The following is a 17,339-nucleotide window of genomic DNA, read 5'->3' on the forward strand; positions in this document are numbered from 1 at the left end:
TCGCTCTACCCTTGAAGTGTTACCCCAGTAGAGCCGCATAGCCAGCCCGGTAATCCGGGTACACCGGTGCCCATCCCAACGCGCGCGCCTTGGCATTGCTACAGCGTTTGCTGCCGACACGCTGCAGGCTGACCTCCTCCGACCATTCGCTGACACCCAGATACTCACGTATCCACGCCACCACATCGGCCAGCGCGGCAGGATCGTCGTCGACGCCCAGATAACAGCTTTCCAGCGCCACGCCGCGCTGATCCGCTTGCAGCAGGTACGCCAGCAGGCTGGCTGCATCATCGGCATGAATGCGATTGGCGTAGACCGGCGGATCGACCCTGACGCTATGCCCCTGACGTACACGATTCGACAGGTCGCTGCGACCAGGGCCGTAAATGCCCGTCAGTCTCACCGCAGTGGCAGGTAGCCCGCTGTTCAGCGCCAGCTGTTCGGCTTCCAGCATCACCGTGCCGGTGTAGCTGCCGGGTTCGGTAGCCGAGTGCTCATCGACCCACTCGCCGTCCTGCTGGCCATAGACGCCACTGCTGGAGACGAAGATCACCCGTTTAGGCTGCTGACCGGCCTGCTTCAGCCAGCCCAATACGTTTCTCAGCCCTTCGACATAAGCCATTCGATAGCCCGCTTCGTCACGCTGTGAAGGTGTGGCGCAATAAACCACGTAATCGAGCGGCGCAGTGGGCCAGCTATCCGGTTTTTCAGCCTTGAACAGATCAGCCTCAACGCCGATCACCCCGTCCGGTAGCTCGGAAACCGTACGTCGCAGCCCATGCACAGCCCAGCCATCCGACATCAGCCGGGTGGCGAGTCGAGAGCCGATATCGCCGCAACCAGCGATCAGGAGGGAAGGCGCAGTCATTCGAAATCTCCAGATGAAGGTGGTATCAGCACCGTAAAACTCTTCTTAAAAACAGGATCATTCACGCTGATATGTAAAAAAGCTACCACATTGCTTTTGTTAACAAGAACGATTTGCAATAATGGCAGCCCATTTGTTCCCCGTGAGCGTCGAAAGCACTACGCGACGTACAGGAACCCTCCCTATTTCTCTCTCAGGTCCGGCCAGCATGACACGCAATCAATCAATCGCTTCGCCAACCAGACTGCCCCGCGCATGGCGCGGTATCGCGGCCCTAGTCTTGAGCCTGATGCTCGCGCCGATGGCGCTTGCGGATCAATCGGCACCTACGTCTGCGCCTGCCACTGCTCCGGCAGCGGCTGCACCAGCTGCAACCGGTGTCGCTGCACCTGACGCCGTTCCTGCGCAGACGCTTGAGCCGGTCGCCGAAGACAACAGCCTGGGCATGGCGCACGATCTGTCGCCATGGGGCATGTACCAGAACGCTGACGTGGTCGTCAAAGCGGTCATGATCGGCCTCGCCATTGCTTCGATCATCACGTGGACCATCTGGATCTCCAAAGGCTTCGAGCTGCTGGGTGCCAAGCGCCGCTTGCGTGGCGAGATCGTCAACCTGAAGAAAGCCCGCTCCCTCAACGAAGCGAGCGCCACCGCCAGCAAGGAAGGCACCCTTGCCCACCTGCTGGTGCACGATGCCCTCGAAGAGATGCGCCTCTCGGCCAACAGCCGTGAGCGTGAGGGTATCAAAGAGCGTGTCAGCTTCCGCCTTGAGCGTCTGGTGGCTGCCTGCGGCCGTAACATGAGCATGGGCACCGGCGTGCTGGCGACCATTGGTTCGACCGCACCTTTCGTCGGCCTGTTCGGCACAGTGTGGGGCATCATGAACAGCTTCATCGGCATCGCCAAGACCCAGACCACCAACCTTGCCGTGGTTGCGCCCGGCATTGCCGAAGCGCTGTTGGCAACCGCGCTCGGTCTGGTTGCCGCGATTCCGGCGGTGGTCATCTACAACGTGTTCGCCCGCTCCATCGCCGGTTACAAGGCTCAGGTTTCCGATGCCTCTGCGCACGTTCTGCTGTTGGTCAGCCGCGATCTGGATCACCTGCCCGAGCCGACCGAACGCAATCAACAACAACCGCACATGGTCAAGGTGGGCTAACACGTGGGCCTGCATCTTAACGAAGGCGGCGACGATCTCGCCGAGAACCACGAAATCAACGTGACGCCGTTCATCGACGTCATGCTGGTGCTGTTGATCATATTCATGGTGGCGGCCCCGCTGGCGACCGTGGACATCAAGGTCGACCTGCCAGCCTCCACGGCCAAGCCGCAACCCAGACCTGAAAAACCGGTCTTCCTCAGCGTCAAGACGGACAAGAGCCTGTACCTGGGCGACGAGAAGGTGGCGCGCGAGCAGATCGGTCAGATCCTGGATGCCCGCACCAAGGGCAAGAAGGACACCACGATCTTCTTCCAGGCCGACAAGGGTGTGGATTACGGCGATCTGATGGAAGTCATGAACACGCTTCGGGGTGCGGGTTACCTGAAGGTCGGTCTGGTGGGTCTTGAGACGGCTGGTAAGAAATGATCAGTACGCGCCAAAAACTGACGCGCTATAGCGGTAGTCTGTTGTTGGTGCTGGCCGTGCACGCGATTGCGATCATTGTTGCCCTTCGGTGGCCCGCCTCTCAGGCGATCGAGCTGCCACCGGCTGCCATGATGGTCGAACTCGCACCAGTGCCAGAGCTTGCACCGCCGCCACCTCCCCAGGTTGTTCAGCCACCACAGCCGCCCGCACCGGAAGAGCAGACACCGATGCCGGAGGTCGCCGAGGCGCCGAAGCCGGAAATCGTGGTGCCCAAAAAAGTCGAAAAGCCCAAACCGAAGCCGCAGCCGCCCAAGCCGCAGAAAAAGCCTGAGCCGCCTCAGGAAAAGCCTGCTGCAGAGAAGCCGGTCGATACTCCGCCGACGCCGGCCAAACCAGAGAAGTCGGCTGCCCCGACGCCGCCTGCTGCTGCGCCTTCGCCGCCCAGCAACGCATTGCCAAACTGGCAGGGCGATTTGCTGAGCCATCTCGGCAAGTACAAAAAATACCCTGAGGACGCACGCCGTCGTGGCATGCAAGGTGTGGCTCGCCTGCGCTTCGTGGTGGACGCTGATGGCAACGTGCTGTCTTACTCGATCGCCAATACTTCAGGCAGCCCGGCGCTGGATCGAGCGACCATGGAAATGATCCGTCGCGCTCAGCCGCTGCCCAAGCCACCCAAGGAAATTCTCAACAACGGCACCATTGAAATCCTCGCACCGTTCGTTTATTCGCTGGATAAACGCTGAATCGCACTTTTGTTACGCATGAGTGCTTCTGATAACGTGCGTCTATCGATTGCACCCGCTATGCTGGGCCCGCAACTTCATGGACGCCCGTTATGACCCTTACAGAATTGCGCTATATCGTTACGCTCGCCCAAGAGCAACACTTTGGCCACGCTGCCGAGCGCTGCCACGTCAGCCAGCCAACGCTGTCGGTGGGTGTCAAGAAACTGGAAGACGAACTCGGTGTGCTGATTTTCGAGCGCAGCAAGAGTGCTGTGCGTCTTACCCCGGTGGGCGAAGGAATTGTGGCCCAGGCACAGAAGGTGCTGGAGCAGGCTCAGGGCATTCGCGAACTGGCCCAGGCAGGCAAGAATCAACTGACCGCGCCGCTGAAAGTCGGTGCAATCTACACCGTTGGCCCTTATCTGTTTCCGCACCTGATCCCGCAACTGCACCGGGTTGCCCCGCAGATGCCGTTGTACATCGAAGAAAACTTCACTCACGTCCTGCGCGACAAACTGCGTAACGGCGAGCTGGATGCCGTGATCATTGCCTTGCCGTTCAACGAAGCGGACGTGCTGACCCTGCCGCTCTACGACGAGCCATTCTCGGTGTTGATGCCGGCCGGCCATCCCTGGACTCAGAAAGAGACCATCGATGCTGCGGCGCTCAATGACAAGAGCCTGCTGTTGCTGGGTGAAGGCCACTGCTTCCGTGATCAGGTTCTGGAAGCCTGCCCGACGCTGGGCAAGGGCAACGAAGGCGCGAAGCACACGACGGTCGAGTCCAGCTCGCTGGAAACCATCCGCCACATGGTCGCATCGGGATTGGGTATTTCGATCCTGCCGCTGTCGGCGGTCGACAGCCATCATTACGCTCCCGGCGTGATCGAAGTACGCCCATTGACGCCGCCCGTGCCGTTTCGCACGGTCGCCATCGCGTGGCGCGCAAGTTTCCCACGGCCCAAAGCCATCGAGATTCTCGCTGACTCCGCACGTCTGTGCTCAGTGGCTCGTCCGAAAACAGAAGCGAGCTAGGCAGAAAAACAATGAGCGAGCTTTCCAGAGTCTCGGTCACCGCGCTCAAGGGCGTCGGTGAGGCGATGGCAGAAAAGCTGGCCAGGGTCGGTCTGGAAAACCTGCAGGACGTGCTGTTCCATCTGCCGTTGCGTTATCAGGACCGGACCCGCATCGTGCCCATCGGTGCGTTGCGTCCCGGTCAGGATGCGGTGATCGAAGGTGTCGTCAGCGGCGCCGATGTGGTGATGGGCAAGCGGCGCAGCCTGCTGGTGCGCCTTGGTGACGGTACGGGCGTGGTCAGTCTGCGTTTTTATCACTTCAGTAATGCCCAGAAAGAGAGCATGAAGCGTGGCACGCACCTGCGCTGCTTCGGTGAAGCTCGGCCCGGCGCTTCCGGCCTGGAAATCTACCACCCGGAATACCGGGCGATTACCGGTGATGAGCCTGCGCCTGTCGAGCAGACGCTCACGCCGATCTATCCCACCACCGAAGGCCTGACTCAGCAGCGCTTGCGCCAGTTATGCCAGCAAAGCCTGGCAATGCTCGGCCCTAAAAGCCTGCCGGACTGGCTGCCTGAAGAGCTGGCCCGCGATTATCAATTGGCACCGCTGGATGATGCGATCCGCTACCTGCATCATCCGCCCGCCGATGCTGACGTCGACGAACTGGCGTTGGGACACCACTGGGCACAGCATCGTCTTGCGTTCGAAGAGCTCCTGACCCATCAGCTTTCTCAACAACGCCTGCGTGAAAGCCTGCGCTCACAGCGCGCTCCGGCACTGCCTGTGGCGAAAAAGCTGCCGAAGCAATTTCTTGCCAACCTTGGGTTTGCGCCTACAGGTGCTCAGCAACGAGTCGGCAAGGAAGTGGCCTATGACCTCAGCCAGCCAGAGCCGATGCTGCGCCTGATTCAGGGCGACGTGGGCTCGGGCAAGACGGTAGTCGCTGCGCTGGCTGCCTTGCAGGCGCTGGAAGCCGGTTATCAGGTGGCACTGATGGCGCCTACCGAGATTCTGGCCGAGCAGCATTACATCAACTTCCAGCGCTGGCTTGAGCCGTTGGGCGTCGGTGTGGCCTGGCTGGCGGGCAAGCTGAAGGGCAAGGCGCGCGTGACGTCGCTGGAGCAGATAGCTACTGGCACACCGATGGTGGTGGGCACTCATGCGCTGTTTCAGGACGAAGTGCAGTTCAAGAACCTGGCCCTGGTGATCATCGACGAGCAGCACCGTTTCGGTGTTCAGCAGCGTCTGGCGCTGCGCAAAAAGGGCGTCGGCGGCCTGATGTGCCCACACCAGTTGATCATGACCGCCACGCCGATCCCGCGCACGCTGGCCATGAGTGCCTATGCTGACCTGGACACCTCGATCCTCGATGAACTGCCGCCCGGACGGACGCCAGTCAATACCGTGCTGGTCGCCGACAGCCGCCGTCTGGAGGTCGTCGAGCGCGTGCGTGCCGCCTGCGCCGAGGGTCGTCAGGCGTACTGGGTCTGTACGCTGATTGAAGAGTCCGAAGAACTGACCTGCAAGGCCGCTGAAACCACGTATGAAGAACTGAGCAGCGCCCTGGGCGAAGTGCGCGTCGGGCTGATTCACGGGCGCATGAAGCCCGCAGAAAAAGCCGCGATCATGGCTGAATTCAAGCAGGGCGCGCTGCAGTTGCTGGTGGCGACTACGGTGATCGAGGTCGGCGTCGACGTGCCGAATTCAAGCCTGATGATCATTGAAAACCCGGAACGCCTCGGGCTGGCGCAACTGCACCAGTTACGCGGTCGTGTAGGGCGCGGCAGTGCGGTCAGTCATTGCGTGCTGCTTTATCACCCGCCACTTTCCCAGATCGGAAGGCAGCGGCTGGGCATCATGCGCGAAACCAATGACGGTTTTATCATCGCCGAGAAGGATCTGGAGTTGCGCGGACCGGGCGAAATGCTGGGCACGCGACAAACGGGCCTGCTGCAATTCAAGGTCGCTGACCTGATGCGCGACGCGGACCTGCTGCCGGCCGTGCGCGACGCAGCTCAGGCCCTGCTTGAGCGTTGGCCGCAACACGTCAGCCCATTGCTGGATCGATGGCTGCGTCATGGCCAGCAGTATGGCCAGGTGTGATGCAGGCTACGCTTTGGAAACCGCGTGAGACCCAAAGCGAATAACGTGGTTATACTTCAAAAAATGTAGGAATTTGGACAAAGACCATGACAGAAGTTGCGCACGTCAATGATCCGCACCACGCACCGCCTGTTATCCGGCAGTTGCTTGAAAAGTTGGCGATCAGCTATCACGAAGTCCTGGACGACAAAGACCTGCAACCCGCTCGCAAGGTCCAGGCCGTACTGGTCGAGGACGCTGTCGGCGCCCTGCTGATTCTGTTTCCGCAAAGCCAGTTGCTCGACCTCAGCCGCATCACCGAACTGACCGGGCGCCAGCTGACCGCCGTGCCGCACGAGCGACTGGCGCGCATGCTGACCAAGCACAACCTGCAAATGTTGCCGGGTCTCCCTGCCCTGACCAGTTCGCCGTGCCTCTATGACGAACGCTTGTTGCAGGAGCCATTGCTGCTGGTCGGTTCGGGTGAGCCGGGTCTGTGGCTGGAAATCAGCAGTGATGATTTCAAGTCCATGCTGAGCAAGGCCAGCGCCGCACATTTCGGTCAATCCATTGCAGGGATTCACCCCAATCTGGACCGGCCTCACGACGATCGCGCAGAAATCACTCAGGCCATGCATGCCTTCACGGCGCGTCGTATCCAGCAACGTCTGGAAGCGACCCTGGAAATTCCACCGCTGGCGGGCACCGCCCAGAAAATCATCAAGCTTCGGGTTGATCCCGATGCAACCATCGACGACATCACCGGCGTGGTGGAAACCGACCCGGCGCTGGCGGCACAGGTTGTCAGTTGGGCGGCGTCGCCTTATTACGCGTCGACCGGCAAGATTCGTTCGGTCGAAGATGCGATCGTTCGGGTGCTGGGCTTCGACCTGGTGATCAATCTGGCGCTGGGTCTGGCGCTGGGCAAGACCCTGAGTCTGCCCAAGGATCAACCGCAACAGACCACGCCCTACTGGCAGCAGTCGATCTACACTGCGGCAGTCATCGAAGGCCTGACCCGTGCCATCCCGCGTGCCAAGCGCCCGGAAGGCGGCCTGACCTACCTCGCCGGCTTGCTGCACAACTTCGGTTATTTGTTGCTGGCCCATGTGTTTCCGCCACACTTCTCGTTGATCTGTCGCCAGCTGGAGGTCAACCCGCACCTGCATCACAGCTACATCGAGCACCACCTGCTGGGCATCAGCCGCGAGCAGATCGGTGCCTGGCTGATGCGCTACTGGGACATGCCCGACGAACTCGCTACCGCGCTGCGCTTCCAGCACGATCCCGACTACGCGGGCGAGCATTACGCTTACGCCAATCTGGTTTTCCTGGCTGTGCGCCTGTTGCGGGCCAATGGCGTAGGGGCGGGGCCTCAGCAGGAGATTCCTGACGAGCTCTTCGAGCGCCTGGGCCTGACCCGTGAAAAAGCCAATGAATCGGTCAGGAAAGTGCTGGAGGCCGAAGTACTGCTGCGCGAACTGGCGTCGCAGTTCAGTCAGTGATCGACACCTGACAAACTTGCCACGCAGGAGCGAGCCTGGCAGTGACTTGCTTTGCTCGCACAGGCCTGTTTGTGAACAGGCGAAGCGTCGCCCGGCTCACTAAGGCTCGCCCTCATCTCCCGGCAGATCCTCATCCAGATGCAGCCATGGCAATCTGTTCTCTATCCATATGTGGCGAGATGGCGTTGCCCGTTCGGGTTGGTCGAGCGTTGCGATGGTGACGTCTATTTCGTTCGGGCTGTTGCGAGTGAACAGCGCCAGGTGGGCTCCGCAGTTGCCACAGAAATAGCGGACGCAGGTCGAGGCGGAATCGTACGTGGACGGGCTGCCTGTCAGCCACTGGAAAGAGTTGAGTGGCACGCTTATCCAGGTCATCACGGTTGCGCCCGAGGTGCGTCGGCAGATGGAGCAGTGACAGTGCGCAATGTCCCGCAACGGGGCGTCGAACTGATAGCGAAGGCTGCCGCAATGGCAGCCACCTGAATGGCTCTGGCTCATCGGCGCGTCTCCCTGTTGTGCGCTATTACTCCTGTGACAATAAAAAACCCATAACCACCGATTGAAAGGTCGGTGAAAGCTTAGGCCATTAGCATCAGCTCACTTCCGGCACAAAGACCGGTTAGCCAGGAACGGACTCCAAGGTGTTTCAGGCCCAATTAACAACAATAATGGTGATTCCGATGCTTGCTGATTTCTCGATCCGTACCCCCCTTGCGCCACCACTCCACGTACCGCTCCTACTGAGCTGAATCGTTCATTTCAACGTTCTGTAGCCGTATTACGTCTGGAGTATTCCCATGCTGACTTTCCTTGGCTTCGCCATGGTTATTGCGTTCATGTACCTGATCATGAGCAAGCGCCTGACTGCGCTGATCGCCCTGATTCTGGTTCCGATCATCTTCGCCCTGTTCGGTGGCTTCGCGTCGCAGATCGGCCCGATGATGCTCGCAGGTATCACCAAGCTCGCGCCGACCGGTGTGATGCTGATGTTCGCCATTCTGTACTTTGCGCTGATGATCGACTCCGGTCTGTTCGATCCGGCTGTGCGCAAGATCCTGAAAATGGTCAAAGGCGACCCGATGCGCATCTCGGTCGGTACTGCGGTACTGGCGTTGGTGGTGTCCCTCGACGGTGACGGCGCAACCACTTACATGATCTGCGTTGCCGCCATGCTGCCGCTGTACAGCCGCGTCGGCATGAGCCCGCGCATCATGGCCGGTCTGATCATTCTGGCCGGTGGCGTGATGAACATGACGCCATGGGGCGGCCCGACCGCTCGTGCGGCCAGCGCGCTGCATGTCGATGCATCGGACATCTTCGTACCCATGATCCCGGCCATGCTCGCCGGTGTGATCGCGATCCTGGCGATTGCCTACTTCTACGGCAAACGCGAGCGCGCTCGTCTGGGTGAACTGCACCTGCAGGGCGACGAAGTCGACCATAGCGAAATCAGCGTTTCGCAGTTCCCGGATGCCCGTCGTCCGAAACTGATCTGGTTCAACGCCGCTTTGACGCTGGCGCTGATGGTCACCCTGATCATGGGCCTGCTGCCGCTGCCGGTCCTGTTCATGATCGCGTTCAGCATCGCGATGATCATCAACTACCCTAACCTGCAGGATCAAAAGGACCGCGTCTCGGCTCACGCCGGTAGCGTGTTGGCGGTGGTCGGTCTGATCTTCGCTGCCGGTATCTTCACCGGTATCCTGTCCGGCACGGGCATGGTCGACGCGATGTCGAAAAGCCTGTTGGCGGTTATCCCGGATGCGCTGGGCCCTTACCTCGCGGTCATCACCGCGCTGGTCAGTATGCCGTTCACCTTCTTCATGTCCAACGACGCGTTTTACTATGGCGTACTGCCAGTGTTGTCCGAAGCCGCTGCCCACTACGGCATCAGCCCGGTGGAAATGGCCCGCGCCTCGATTGTCGGTCAGCCGGTCCACTTGCTCAGCCCACTGGTGCCATCGACTTACCTGCTGGTTGCTCTGGCCGGTATCGAGTTTGGTGACCACCAGCGCTTTACCCTGAAATGGGCAATTTTGGTGTGCATGTGCATCCTGGTTGCCGCGCTGCTGATGGGGATCTTCCCGTTCTATAGCAGCATGTAAGCTTCTTTAGCTACCCCCAAAGCTCGCCGTTGACTTGATCGTTGACGGCGAGTTTTTGCGTTTGGGGTATTCAATTGCTCGACGGCCGAGCCACTTTCAGCAGCCTGTGTTGCCGGCGCTCGATCACACGTAATTAATGCCCTTGGCGTTCTTTTCGGTGGCGCTGATCTTCTTGTTGAAGGAGTCTTCACGGCCAGACTGGATGGCATCGCGCACGTCCATGAGCTGTTTACGCGCAGCGTTCCGGGCTCGCAAAGCTAATGTTGTCTTGAGAAAAGCTTCGGCGCGTTGCGCTTGATTCAACGCGACGCGTGACGAACTCAGCCCAGAGTCTGCGGGTGGCCGCCTGGGTAATGAAGACGACGCAGAATGGGCTTGCGCGTCTGGGAGCGATTGAGGCGGAGGCGTGGTGACTGCGTCAGGTAACGGCTCCCAAGGACTGAGCTTGCCAGCGCTGTCCTGCATATAAGCCCGGACAAGGTTCAAGTCGTGATCAGGGTCGGGCTCAAACCTCAAAACGGGATGGTGAGTCGAGTTGCGTTCTGAAATGGCCGGGACACCGAACATGTTGTCCCCCAAGGAGGTCAACTCGAACAGTTTCCCTTTCTCGATACTGGTGCTGATGTGGTTACCGATGGCGCAACGCCCCTTGTTTAACCATCTCATCGAGCTTGCATTGATCATGCGCGTGGAGTTGGGAATGGCAATTTTGCTTGCGTCTTGAACGGCCAATCCCTTGCTGGTGGTTGATGTGAGCGGCGTTATATTCATTGGGTAATCTCCCTTTACGGCCTGCTGAGTGGCGATCCGCGATAAGGAGTTCCCATAAAACGTATGCCCATAGCGAAACGGGCTCGCCGCCGGCTTGATCGTTGACGGCGAGTTTTTGCGTTTGGGCGCGTCAGTTGGTGGAAGGTCGATACTGCAACGCCTCGGCCAGGTGGCTGCGATTGATCGCGTCCACCTGCTCAAGATCTGCCAGGGTTCGCGCTACTTTCAACAGCCGATGCGCTGAACGCAGCGACAGGGTCAGACGCTCGCACGCCGTTTCCAGCCAGCTTTCGTCGACGCTCGACAGCGCGCAGTATTCACGCAGCCCCGGTAGATCGAGAAAGGCATTTGCGCAGCCTTGTCGACGTTGCTGACGCTCGCGTGCCTGAGCCACCACCGCCGCGGCACTTGCGGTGTTTTCGCTGGTAGTCGGGTCGGGGTTGAGGGCGGTGGCTTCGCGGGCGACGGTCAGGTGCAGGTCAATGCGGTCCAGCAACGGGCCGGACAGCTTGTTGCGATAACGCTGCACCTGCTCGGTGGAACAACGGCAGCGCCCGGTCGGTTCGCCGAGATATCCACAGGGGCACGGGTTCATCGCCGCCACCAACTGAAACCGCGCTGGAAAGCGCACACGATCCCGCGCACGGGAAATCACGATATGCCCTGACTCCAGTGGCTCGCGCAGCACCTCCAGCACACGGCGATCAAACTCCGGCAGCTCATCAAGGAATAGAACGCCGTGATGCGCCAGTGTGATCTCGCCAGGTTGCGGACGACTGCCGCCGCCCACCAATGCAGGCCCCGAAGCCGAGTGATGCGGCTGCCGAAACGGCCGCTGCGGCCAACTGGTCAACGGTATCTGACTGGCGACCGACTGAATCGCCGCCACCTCCAGCGCTTCGTGCTCATCCAGCGGCGGCAACAAACCCGGCAGGCGGCTGGCGAGCAGCGTCTTGCCGGTGCCGGGTGGCCCGCTGAACAACAGGTTATGCGCCCCGGCAGCGGCAATCACCAGCGCGCGCTTCGCAGCGGTCTGGCCCTGCACCTCGCTTAAATCCGGATACGGTTTGGGCTGGTGCAGCAGACCGCTGGACTGATAAGGCGCAATCACCGTGCGCCCGTTGAAATGCCCGACCAGCTCCAGCAGGTGACTCACCGCGATCACCCGCAGCCCGGACGCCAGACAGGCCTCCTCGGCATTCACTGCCGGAATGATCAACGTCCGCTCCGCTGCACGCGCCGCCAGGGCAGCAGGCAGCACCCCCTGAATAGGCCGAAGTGCCCCAGACAGCGCCAGCTCGCCCAGGCACTCGACATCCTGCAACGCAACCAACGGGATCTGCCCGCTGGCCGCCAGCAAACCCAATGCAATGGCCAGATCGAAACGACCACCATCCTTGGGCAAATCAGCTGGCGCAAGATTAAGCGTGATACGCCGCGCCGGAAAATCCAGCCCGGAATTGAGAATCGCACTGCGCACCCGGTCCTTGCTCTCCTTGACCGCGCCTTCCGGCAAACCGACCAGCGTCAGGGCTGGCAGGCCATTGGTCAAATGTGCTTCAACCGTAACCGCCGGTGCTTCCACTCCAACCTGGGCACGACTATGGACGATAGCCAGCGACATGGATCATTCCTTGATATGAGCGATGGGCGGGTATGGTGCTTTATTTGGGGGGTGAGGGTGAGTGGGGAATGGATACAGGGTGTGAGTTGAGATTCGAACAGCCCGCAGGCGCAACGCAAATATATGTCCCTGCTGTCTCACTGCGTGGATACCTGGTCAACACGCAGCATTGAGCGACGGCTGTGAGGCGATTGGAAGGCCCATCCGATGGGCACTCAAACCCTCACAAGCCGCGTATCCAAACCAAAGCGTTCCTGATGGATCACACGATACTTGCCTTTGGCCAGCTCGCAGCTGATCAGCAAATTCCAGGAGTGGCGTGTGACAGCAGACGGGATCAGTAAAAATGGATGCCTGGCCAAAAGGGCGTCTGTAAACTTCTGCTGGTTCGGTGACGCAGATGCGCTCGTCAGCCAGACAGGATTGGGAACGTCCTCGGGCTGCACCGTCTTGATGAGGCTCTGATCAAGTACTTCAAAACAGGTGAGTACGTGCGGCACGGTATCCAGCGCGTCAAAGCCGGCGTGCACCGCTACTTCCAGAATGGCAGTCGAGGGATCAGCCGAGGCGTAAACAACATATCGACCCGGAGGGTTCCAGCGCCCCCCCAGTTTGTGAGCACCAATGCCGCTGTCCCAACTGTCCTTGTAGACCTCGCGATCAAGGCGCCATGCGCGCCACGAGTCAGTCCAGGGCAATGGATTCACTGATAGACCCCATATTCGATGCGCTCCAGGTAGTCTTCGACGGCCTGAAACCCGATGGGGTTATCGATAACGTCCAGCGGCACGTCGCCGTCCAGGTATTTGCAGGGGCGCCCGAGCCACTCTTCTGCAAGCTTCTGAGTACCGAAAACATTGATGGCGTGCTCCAGAACCTTCGCATACTGAAACGCTACGGCGCTCTGTTGGGAGTTGAGGTGTGCAGGCTGCTTGCTGCTGCCCTGACGCTGGATCGTCCTTATGGACTTGCCCACGATGCGGCTCATGACTTTATTCGTCGAATAAAGATCAGAGATCGACAGCATGTCCTGTACGTCTTTCAGTTCGAAACCTTTGACCGTCAGCCTGTAAACCATTACCTGACTGAGCTGGCCGGCCTCAGCCCTGAGCAGGTATTCCGTTGGCCTGCGGGATGCCGGTGCAGGCTTGACGCCAGGTGTGGTGGTGGAAACCATCATGTGTTCCTCCAGGTGCGACATTTGACGCAAGTATAGCGCCGTTTGGCGCAGATGGCGCGTAGCATTGATACGCTGTAGCAGAGCGCCTTATTCTGGAGGAGTCGATAGAGGGCATGAACTCGTTATCTGTATGGAATATTGTCCAGATAGAGAAGAGCGGTCTCTTCCTGTCGTATTAGCTCAGTAAGGACTCCCCGTCGGCCGCACGACAATCTCACTGACATCCACCCCGTCAGGCTGCTCGATCGCATACACAAGCGCCCGCGCAATCGCATCCGGACTCAACGCAACTCTCCGAAACCCTTTCATCGCCTCCCGCGCTGTCTCATCTGAAATCGAGTCCGCCAGTTCTGACTCGACCACGCCGGGGCAGACGACGGTCACGCGGATTTTGTCGGATTCCTGCCGCAGGCCATCGGATATCGCCCGGACAGCAAACTTGGTGGCGCAGTACACCGCAGCGGTCGGGGAGACGGAAAGGCCGCCAATGGACGAGATGTTGATGACCTGGCCATGCCCCTGCGCTTCCATGCTCGGCAACACAGCGGCAATGCCGTGCAGCACGCCGCGAATGTTGACGTCGAGCATCTGGTTCCACTCCGCGATTTTCAGCGCGGCGAGGGGCGACAGGGGCATGACGCCTGCGTTGTTGATGATGACGTCGATTTTGCCGAATTCACGTTTGGCGAAGTCGGCGAATGCCTGCACGTCGGCTGCGTCTGTTACATCCAGCGCCCTGACACGTGCCGAGCCGCCTTGCGATTCGATGTCTGCTGCCAGTGCCTCCAGGCGCTCGATGCGGCGCGCACCCAGCACGACGAGGGCGCCTTTGGCGGCGATGAGTCTGGCGGCCGCTGCGCCGATGCCGCTGCTGGCACCTGTGATCAATACAACCTTGCCGTGAATGTTCGACATGAGCGGATTCCCTCGTAAAGTGCTCAATTCCAGCGTGATGCTCCAGCTGGGTGAGGGTGTAATGCTACGAGTCGGTCATGCCGCGCGCTTGCCGATACCTGCGCGAAGCTTGCCTGTTTCTGTCTGATCGTCGGTCGGGCACTGAGCGACTGCCCAATGGCCGCTATGATGCGCCCGAGGCAAGGGAAGGGCGTACAGCAAAACTCAGGTCGGATGGAGTGCTTCGTGGATACAAATGTGGCTGCCAGCCTTCAGGGCAATAGTGTTTATCGCGCTGAGATCATTCGGCTGATAACGCGCAGGTTTACCGCCGCCGGTGTGTATGAAACGGCGATTGCGCCGCTGCATGTCATCCGCTGCGACGCGCCGTCCGAGCTGATTCACGCTGTTCATCGGCCAGCCCTGTGTTTGATCGTTCAGGGTCGCAAGGAGCTTGGGCTGGGCGATGAGCAGTATGTGTACGATTCGCTCAGCTACCTTGTGGTCGCAGTGACCGTACCTGTTTCCGGGCGGGTGATTGAAGCGAGTTCCGACGCGCCTTATCTGTGTATTCGACTGGATTTCGACCCCGTGCACATTGCTCAGCTCATCGCCGATGCGCCGCTCAGCGGGGTGCCGGATGAGCCGCAGCGCGGTCTGTTTCTTGATCACATCGACCAGCCGCTGCTTGAAACGGTTCTGCGTCTGGTGCGCCTGCTCGACACCCCTCGGGATATCGGCATGCTCGCGCCCTTGGCGCTCAGGGAACTCTACTATCGCCTGCTGCGTGGCAACAACGGGCGTCGGCTCTATGAAATTGCGGTCGGGGATTCACAGACGCACCGTGTTACGCGTGCGGTCAACTGGCTGAACGCTCATTACGCCGAGCCGCTGCGTATCGATGAACTGGCGCGTGTGGCCAACCTGGGCAATTCAACCTTGCACCACCGGTTCAAGGCGCTGACTGCCATGAGCCCGTTGCAGTATCAGAAACAACTGCGCCTGCAAGAGGCTCGACGGCTGATGATCAACGAGGGTCTGGATGTATCCAGCGCCTGCTATCGCGTCGGCTATGAAAGCCCTTCGCAATTCAGCCGGGAGTACAGTCGCCAGTTTGGCTGCCCGCCTTCAACCGACGTGAGCCGGGTTCGCCGGATCATCTGATGCAATTGCAGCACATCACTGCCTGGGGGCAGTCAGCCGCGCATATTGATCCTGGCTGATCCATCCCGTGAAGGAGCGGTTGTCAGCGTTGATGAACTCGACTTGGCCTGAGCCATCAGAAGTCGGCTAATTCCCACAGCATTTGCCGAAAGGTCGCATTGTGGGCTCGAGGGGGGGTTGAATAAAATCCTGCTTTAACGAATAACGTTAAGCTTTAATCGTGATTGTGAGTTTTAGATGCGTGCATACGAGCGACCTTTTCGAGCACGGCAAAACCCGGTTATGGGCTTCGATAAAATCAGTTGCCGAGCGCAAACTTGCGATGCTTGATGGGGATCGCTTTGGCCAATACAGCATCCGCATAAACGCTCAATTCAGGATCTGCTTCATTTGGGGCGTTAATGGTCCCGAAAACGTTGAAATCATCGATTACCATTAAGGTGCAGCAATGAACAAAAACGGAATGCGCCCCGTGCATCCAGGTGAAGTCCTTAGAGAGGAATACCTGGAGCCCATGCGACTGACCGCTGCGGCGCTGGCTCGGGCATTAGGTGTTTCAACGCCGACGGTGAATGACATTGTGCTCCAGCGCCGCGGAGTAAGTGCTGATGTGGCGCTGCGTCTGGCCGCATGCCTGGAGACGAGTCCCGAGTTCTGGCTTAACTTGCAGCTTGCCTACGATCTGCGCAAGGCAGAGATCGAGAAGGGCGCGCAGATTCGTGAGCAGGTCAGGAGTCTGGCCCGCTGCGCCTGATAACGCTCACCGGTCAGCGTAACCAGAAGAACCTTATTCAGCTTTTTCAGCCCCACCAACTTTCCCTTCCAGCTCGGCCATTTTGGCCTCCAGCGCCTCAAGGCGGGCGCGGGTGCGGGCGAGCACGGCCATCTGGCTGTCGAATTCTTCACGGCTGACCAGGTCCAGTTTGCTGAAACCGCTTTGCAGCAGCGCCTTGAACTGGGTTTCGAACTCACTGCGAGGTACAGGCGTTTCGCCGTTGAACAGGCGGGAGGCGTGGCCGCTGAGGGCGTCGAGGAAAGCTTTAGGCGCGAGCATGATAATTTTCCTGAATCAGATGGGCAGCAGTGTAGCACGCAGCGTCTATAGTCATTTCCGGAGGCGTCAGATGCACGCTTATGGAGCGTTGTCCAGTGCATGTGCGCACCATGCTTGTGCGTTGCCTGAGCGAAGAATCGGGTCTTGCAGGCTTTAATACGTCCAAGGGCCTGTATTCAATGAATATTCACGAGCTGGCAAGCTTTCTGCTTAGTGGCTTATGACCCATGCACTGATGCAGTCGCTGTGACGAATGCAGTGCGGCAGGCGGAGCGGGGATGTGTTTCGTCACAAGCGGTTTTCTGGGGTTGGTCTGGCCTGATCAGGCGGCCGACACGTTACAAAGCCAGACACTGCGCTTAGACTTGAGTCGGGTTTGTTTTCCTGGGGCAAGTCCACCAATTCGGGAGAAAGTTTTCATGAAGCTAGTCACTGCCATCATCAAGCCGTTCAAATTGGATGACGTGCGCGAGTCGTTGTCTGAAATCGGCGTGCAGGGCATCACCGTTACCGAGGTCAAAGGCTTCGGGCGTCAGAAGGGTCACACTGAGCTGTATCGCGGTGCTGAATACGTTGTCGACTTTCTTCCAAAGGTGAAGATCGACGTTGCCATTGATGACAAGGATCTGGATCGCGTCATCGAGGCCATAACCAAAGCCGCCAACACCGGCAAGATTGGTGACGGCAAGATTTTCGTGGTCAATCTGGAACAGGCCATTCGCATCCGTACCGGCGAGACCGATACCGACGCTATTTAA

The 17,339-nt window shown here is 59.4% G+C and carries 19 protein-coding genes; 11 read left to right on the forward strand and 8 right to left on the reverse strand.

The genetic code is table 11. The annotated features are described in order from the left end of the window. Nucleotides 1-19: 19 nt before the first annotated feature. The gene (locus I9H07_RS00210) at nt 20-868 is read right to left on the reverse strand and encodes an SDR family oxidoreductase (protein ID WP_058391007.1); all 849 of its coding nucleotides are present in this window, start codon (nt 866-868) and stop codon (nt 20-22) included. A gap of 208 nt (nt 869-1,076) precedes the next feature. On the opposite strand from I9H07_RS00210, the gene exbB reads away from it, so the two are divergent. The 6 genes from exbB to I9H07_RS00240 all read left to right on the forward strand — a co-directional run bounded on the left by exbB (nt 1,077) and on the right by I9H07_RS00240 (nt 7,789). Continuing rightward, a complete protein-coding gene (exbB, locus tag I9H07_RS00215; RefSeq protein ID WP_236423342.1) occupies nt 1,077-2,027 on the forward strand; it encodes a tonB-system energizer ExbB in 951 nt (316 codons plus the stop codon). Between the two features lie 3 nt (nt 2,028-2,030). Further along, entirely contained in the window at nt 2,031-2,456 is a 426-nt protein-coding gene (exbD, locus tag I9H07_RS00220) for a TonB system transport protein ExbD (RefSeq protein WP_007248288.1), read from the forward strand. Next, on the forward strand, nt 2,453-3,202 hold the full coding sequence (locus tag I9H07_RS00225) for an energy transducer TonB (protein WP_024674986.1): 750 nt from the start codon (nt 2,453-2,455) through the stop codon (nt 3,200-3,202). The genes exbD and I9H07_RS00225 overlap by 4 nt, the downstream gene beginning before the upstream one ends. A 92-nt stretch (nt 3,203-3,294) precedes the next feature. Beyond that, nucleotides 3,295-4,218 (forward strand): hydrogen peroxide-inducible genes activator, encoded by a 924-nt coding sequence (locus tag I9H07_RS00230; protein WP_024643567.1) that lies wholly within the window; start codon nt 3,295-3,297, stop codon nt 4,216-4,218. An 11-nt stretch (nt 4,219-4,229) separates the two neighbouring features. Further along, on the forward strand, nt 4,230-6,305 hold the full coding sequence (recG, locus tag I9H07_RS00235; RefSeq protein WP_024674985.1) for an ATP-dependent DNA helicase RecG: 2,076 nt from the start codon (nt 4,230-4,232) through the stop codon (nt 6,303-6,305). Between the two features lie 86 nt (nt 6,306-6,391). Then, nucleotides 6,392-7,789, forward strand: coding sequence for an aminoacyl-tRNA deacylase and HDOD domain-containing protein (locus I9H07_RS00240; RefSeq protein WP_024674984.1), 1,398 nt, complete (start codon nt 6,392-6,394; stop codon nt 7,787-7,789). A gap of 99 nt (nt 7,790-7,888) precedes the next feature. Here the strand turns inward: I9H07_RS00240 and I9H07_RS00245 are convergent, their stop codons facing one another. Next, nucleotides 7,889-8,287 (reverse strand): GFA family protein, encoded by a 399-nt coding sequence (locus I9H07_RS00245; protein WP_236423341.1) that lies wholly within the window; start codon nt 8,285-8,287, stop codon nt 7,889-7,891. Between the two features lie 299 nt (nt 8,288-8,586). Here I9H07_RS00245 and I9H07_RS00250 point away from each other — a divergent pair, with 299 nt between their 5' ends. Next, nucleotides 8,587-9,894 (forward strand): CitMHS family transporter, encoded by a 1,308-nt coding sequence (locus tag I9H07_RS00250; protein WP_024674982.1) that lies wholly within the window; start codon nt 8,587-8,589, stop codon nt 9,892-9,894. 123 nt (nt 9,895-10,017) lie between these two features. Here I9H07_RS00250 and I9H07_RS24865 read toward each other — a convergent pair whose 3' ends face one another. From I9H07_RS24865 to I9H07_RS00275, 5 genes are all read right to left on the reverse strand, one after another. Further along, a complete protein-coding gene (locus tag I9H07_RS24865; protein WP_283107544.1) occupies nt 10,018-10,665 on the reverse strand; it encodes a type III effector in 648 nt (215 codons plus the stop codon). Between the two features lie 130 nt (nt 10,666-10,795). Beyond that, nucleotides 10,796-12,289, reverse strand: coding sequence for a YifB family Mg chelatase-like AAA ATPase (locus I9H07_RS00260; RefSeq protein ID WP_058391003.1), 1,494 nt, complete (start codon nt 12,287-12,289; stop codon nt 10,796-10,798). A 215-nt stretch (nt 12,290-12,504) separates the two neighbouring features. Beyond that, nucleotides 12,505-12,996 (reverse strand): RES family NAD+ phosphorylase, encoded by a 492-nt coding sequence (locus I9H07_RS00265; protein ID WP_236423339.1) that lies wholly within the window; start codon nt 12,994-12,996, stop codon nt 12,505-12,507. Further along, nucleotides 12,993-13,469: an antitoxin Xre/MbcA/ParS toxin-binding domain-containing protein gene (locus I9H07_RS00270; RefSeq protein WP_236423338.1), complete on the reverse strand. Its 477-nt coding sequence runs from the start codon at nt 13,467-13,469 to the stop codon at nt 12,993-12,995. The genes I9H07_RS00265 and I9H07_RS00270 overlap by 4 nt, the downstream gene beginning before the upstream one ends. A gap of 180 nt (nt 13,470-13,649) precedes the next feature. Continuing rightward, on the reverse strand, nt 13,650-14,384 hold the full coding sequence (locus tag I9H07_RS00275) for an SDR family oxidoreductase (protein WP_058391001.1): 735 nt from the start codon (nt 14,382-14,384) through the stop codon (nt 13,650-13,652). Between the two features lie 225 nt (nt 14,385-14,609). Between I9H07_RS00275 and I9H07_RS00280 the strand changes: the two genes are divergently transcribed. From I9H07_RS00280 to I9H07_RS00295, 3 genes are all read left to right on the forward strand, one after another. After that, entirely contained in the window at nt 14,610-15,527 is a 918-nt protein-coding gene (locus tag I9H07_RS00280; protein WP_058391000.1) for an AraC family transcriptional regulator, read from the forward strand. A gap of 220 nt (nt 15,528-15,747) precedes the next feature. Next, a complete protein-coding gene (locus I9H07_RS00290) occupies nt 15,748-15,966 on the forward strand; it encodes a type II toxin-antitoxin system RelE/ParE family toxin (RefSeq protein WP_094188367.1) in 219 nt (72 codons plus the stop codon). A gap of 9 nt (nt 15,967-15,975) precedes the next feature. After that, complete coding sequence (locus I9H07_RS00295) at nt 15,976-16,281, forward strand: HigA family addiction module antitoxin (RefSeq protein WP_236423336.1); 306 nt, start codon at nt 15,976-15,978, stop codon at nt 16,279-16,281. Between the two features lie 33 nt (nt 16,282-16,314). Here I9H07_RS00295 and I9H07_RS00300 read toward each other — a convergent pair whose 3' ends face one another. Continuing rightward, nucleotides 16,315-16,581: an accessory factor UbiK family protein gene (locus I9H07_RS00300; protein ID WP_024672112.1), complete on the reverse strand. Its 267-nt coding sequence runs from the start codon at nt 16,579-16,581 to the stop codon at nt 16,315-16,317. A gap of 419 nt (nt 16,582-17,000) precedes the next feature. On the opposite strand from I9H07_RS00300, the gene glnK reads away from it, so the two are divergent. Further along, entirely contained in the window at nt 17,001-17,339 is a 339-nt protein-coding gene (glnK, locus tag I9H07_RS00305) for a P-II family nitrogen regulator (protein ID WP_002555808.1), read from the forward strand.

The organism is Pseudomonas syringae, assembly GCF_023278085.1.
Taxonomy (GTDB): Bacteria; Pseudomonadota; Gammaproteobacteria; order Pseudomonadales; family Pseudomonadaceae; genus Aquipseudomonas; species Aquipseudomonas syringae_Q.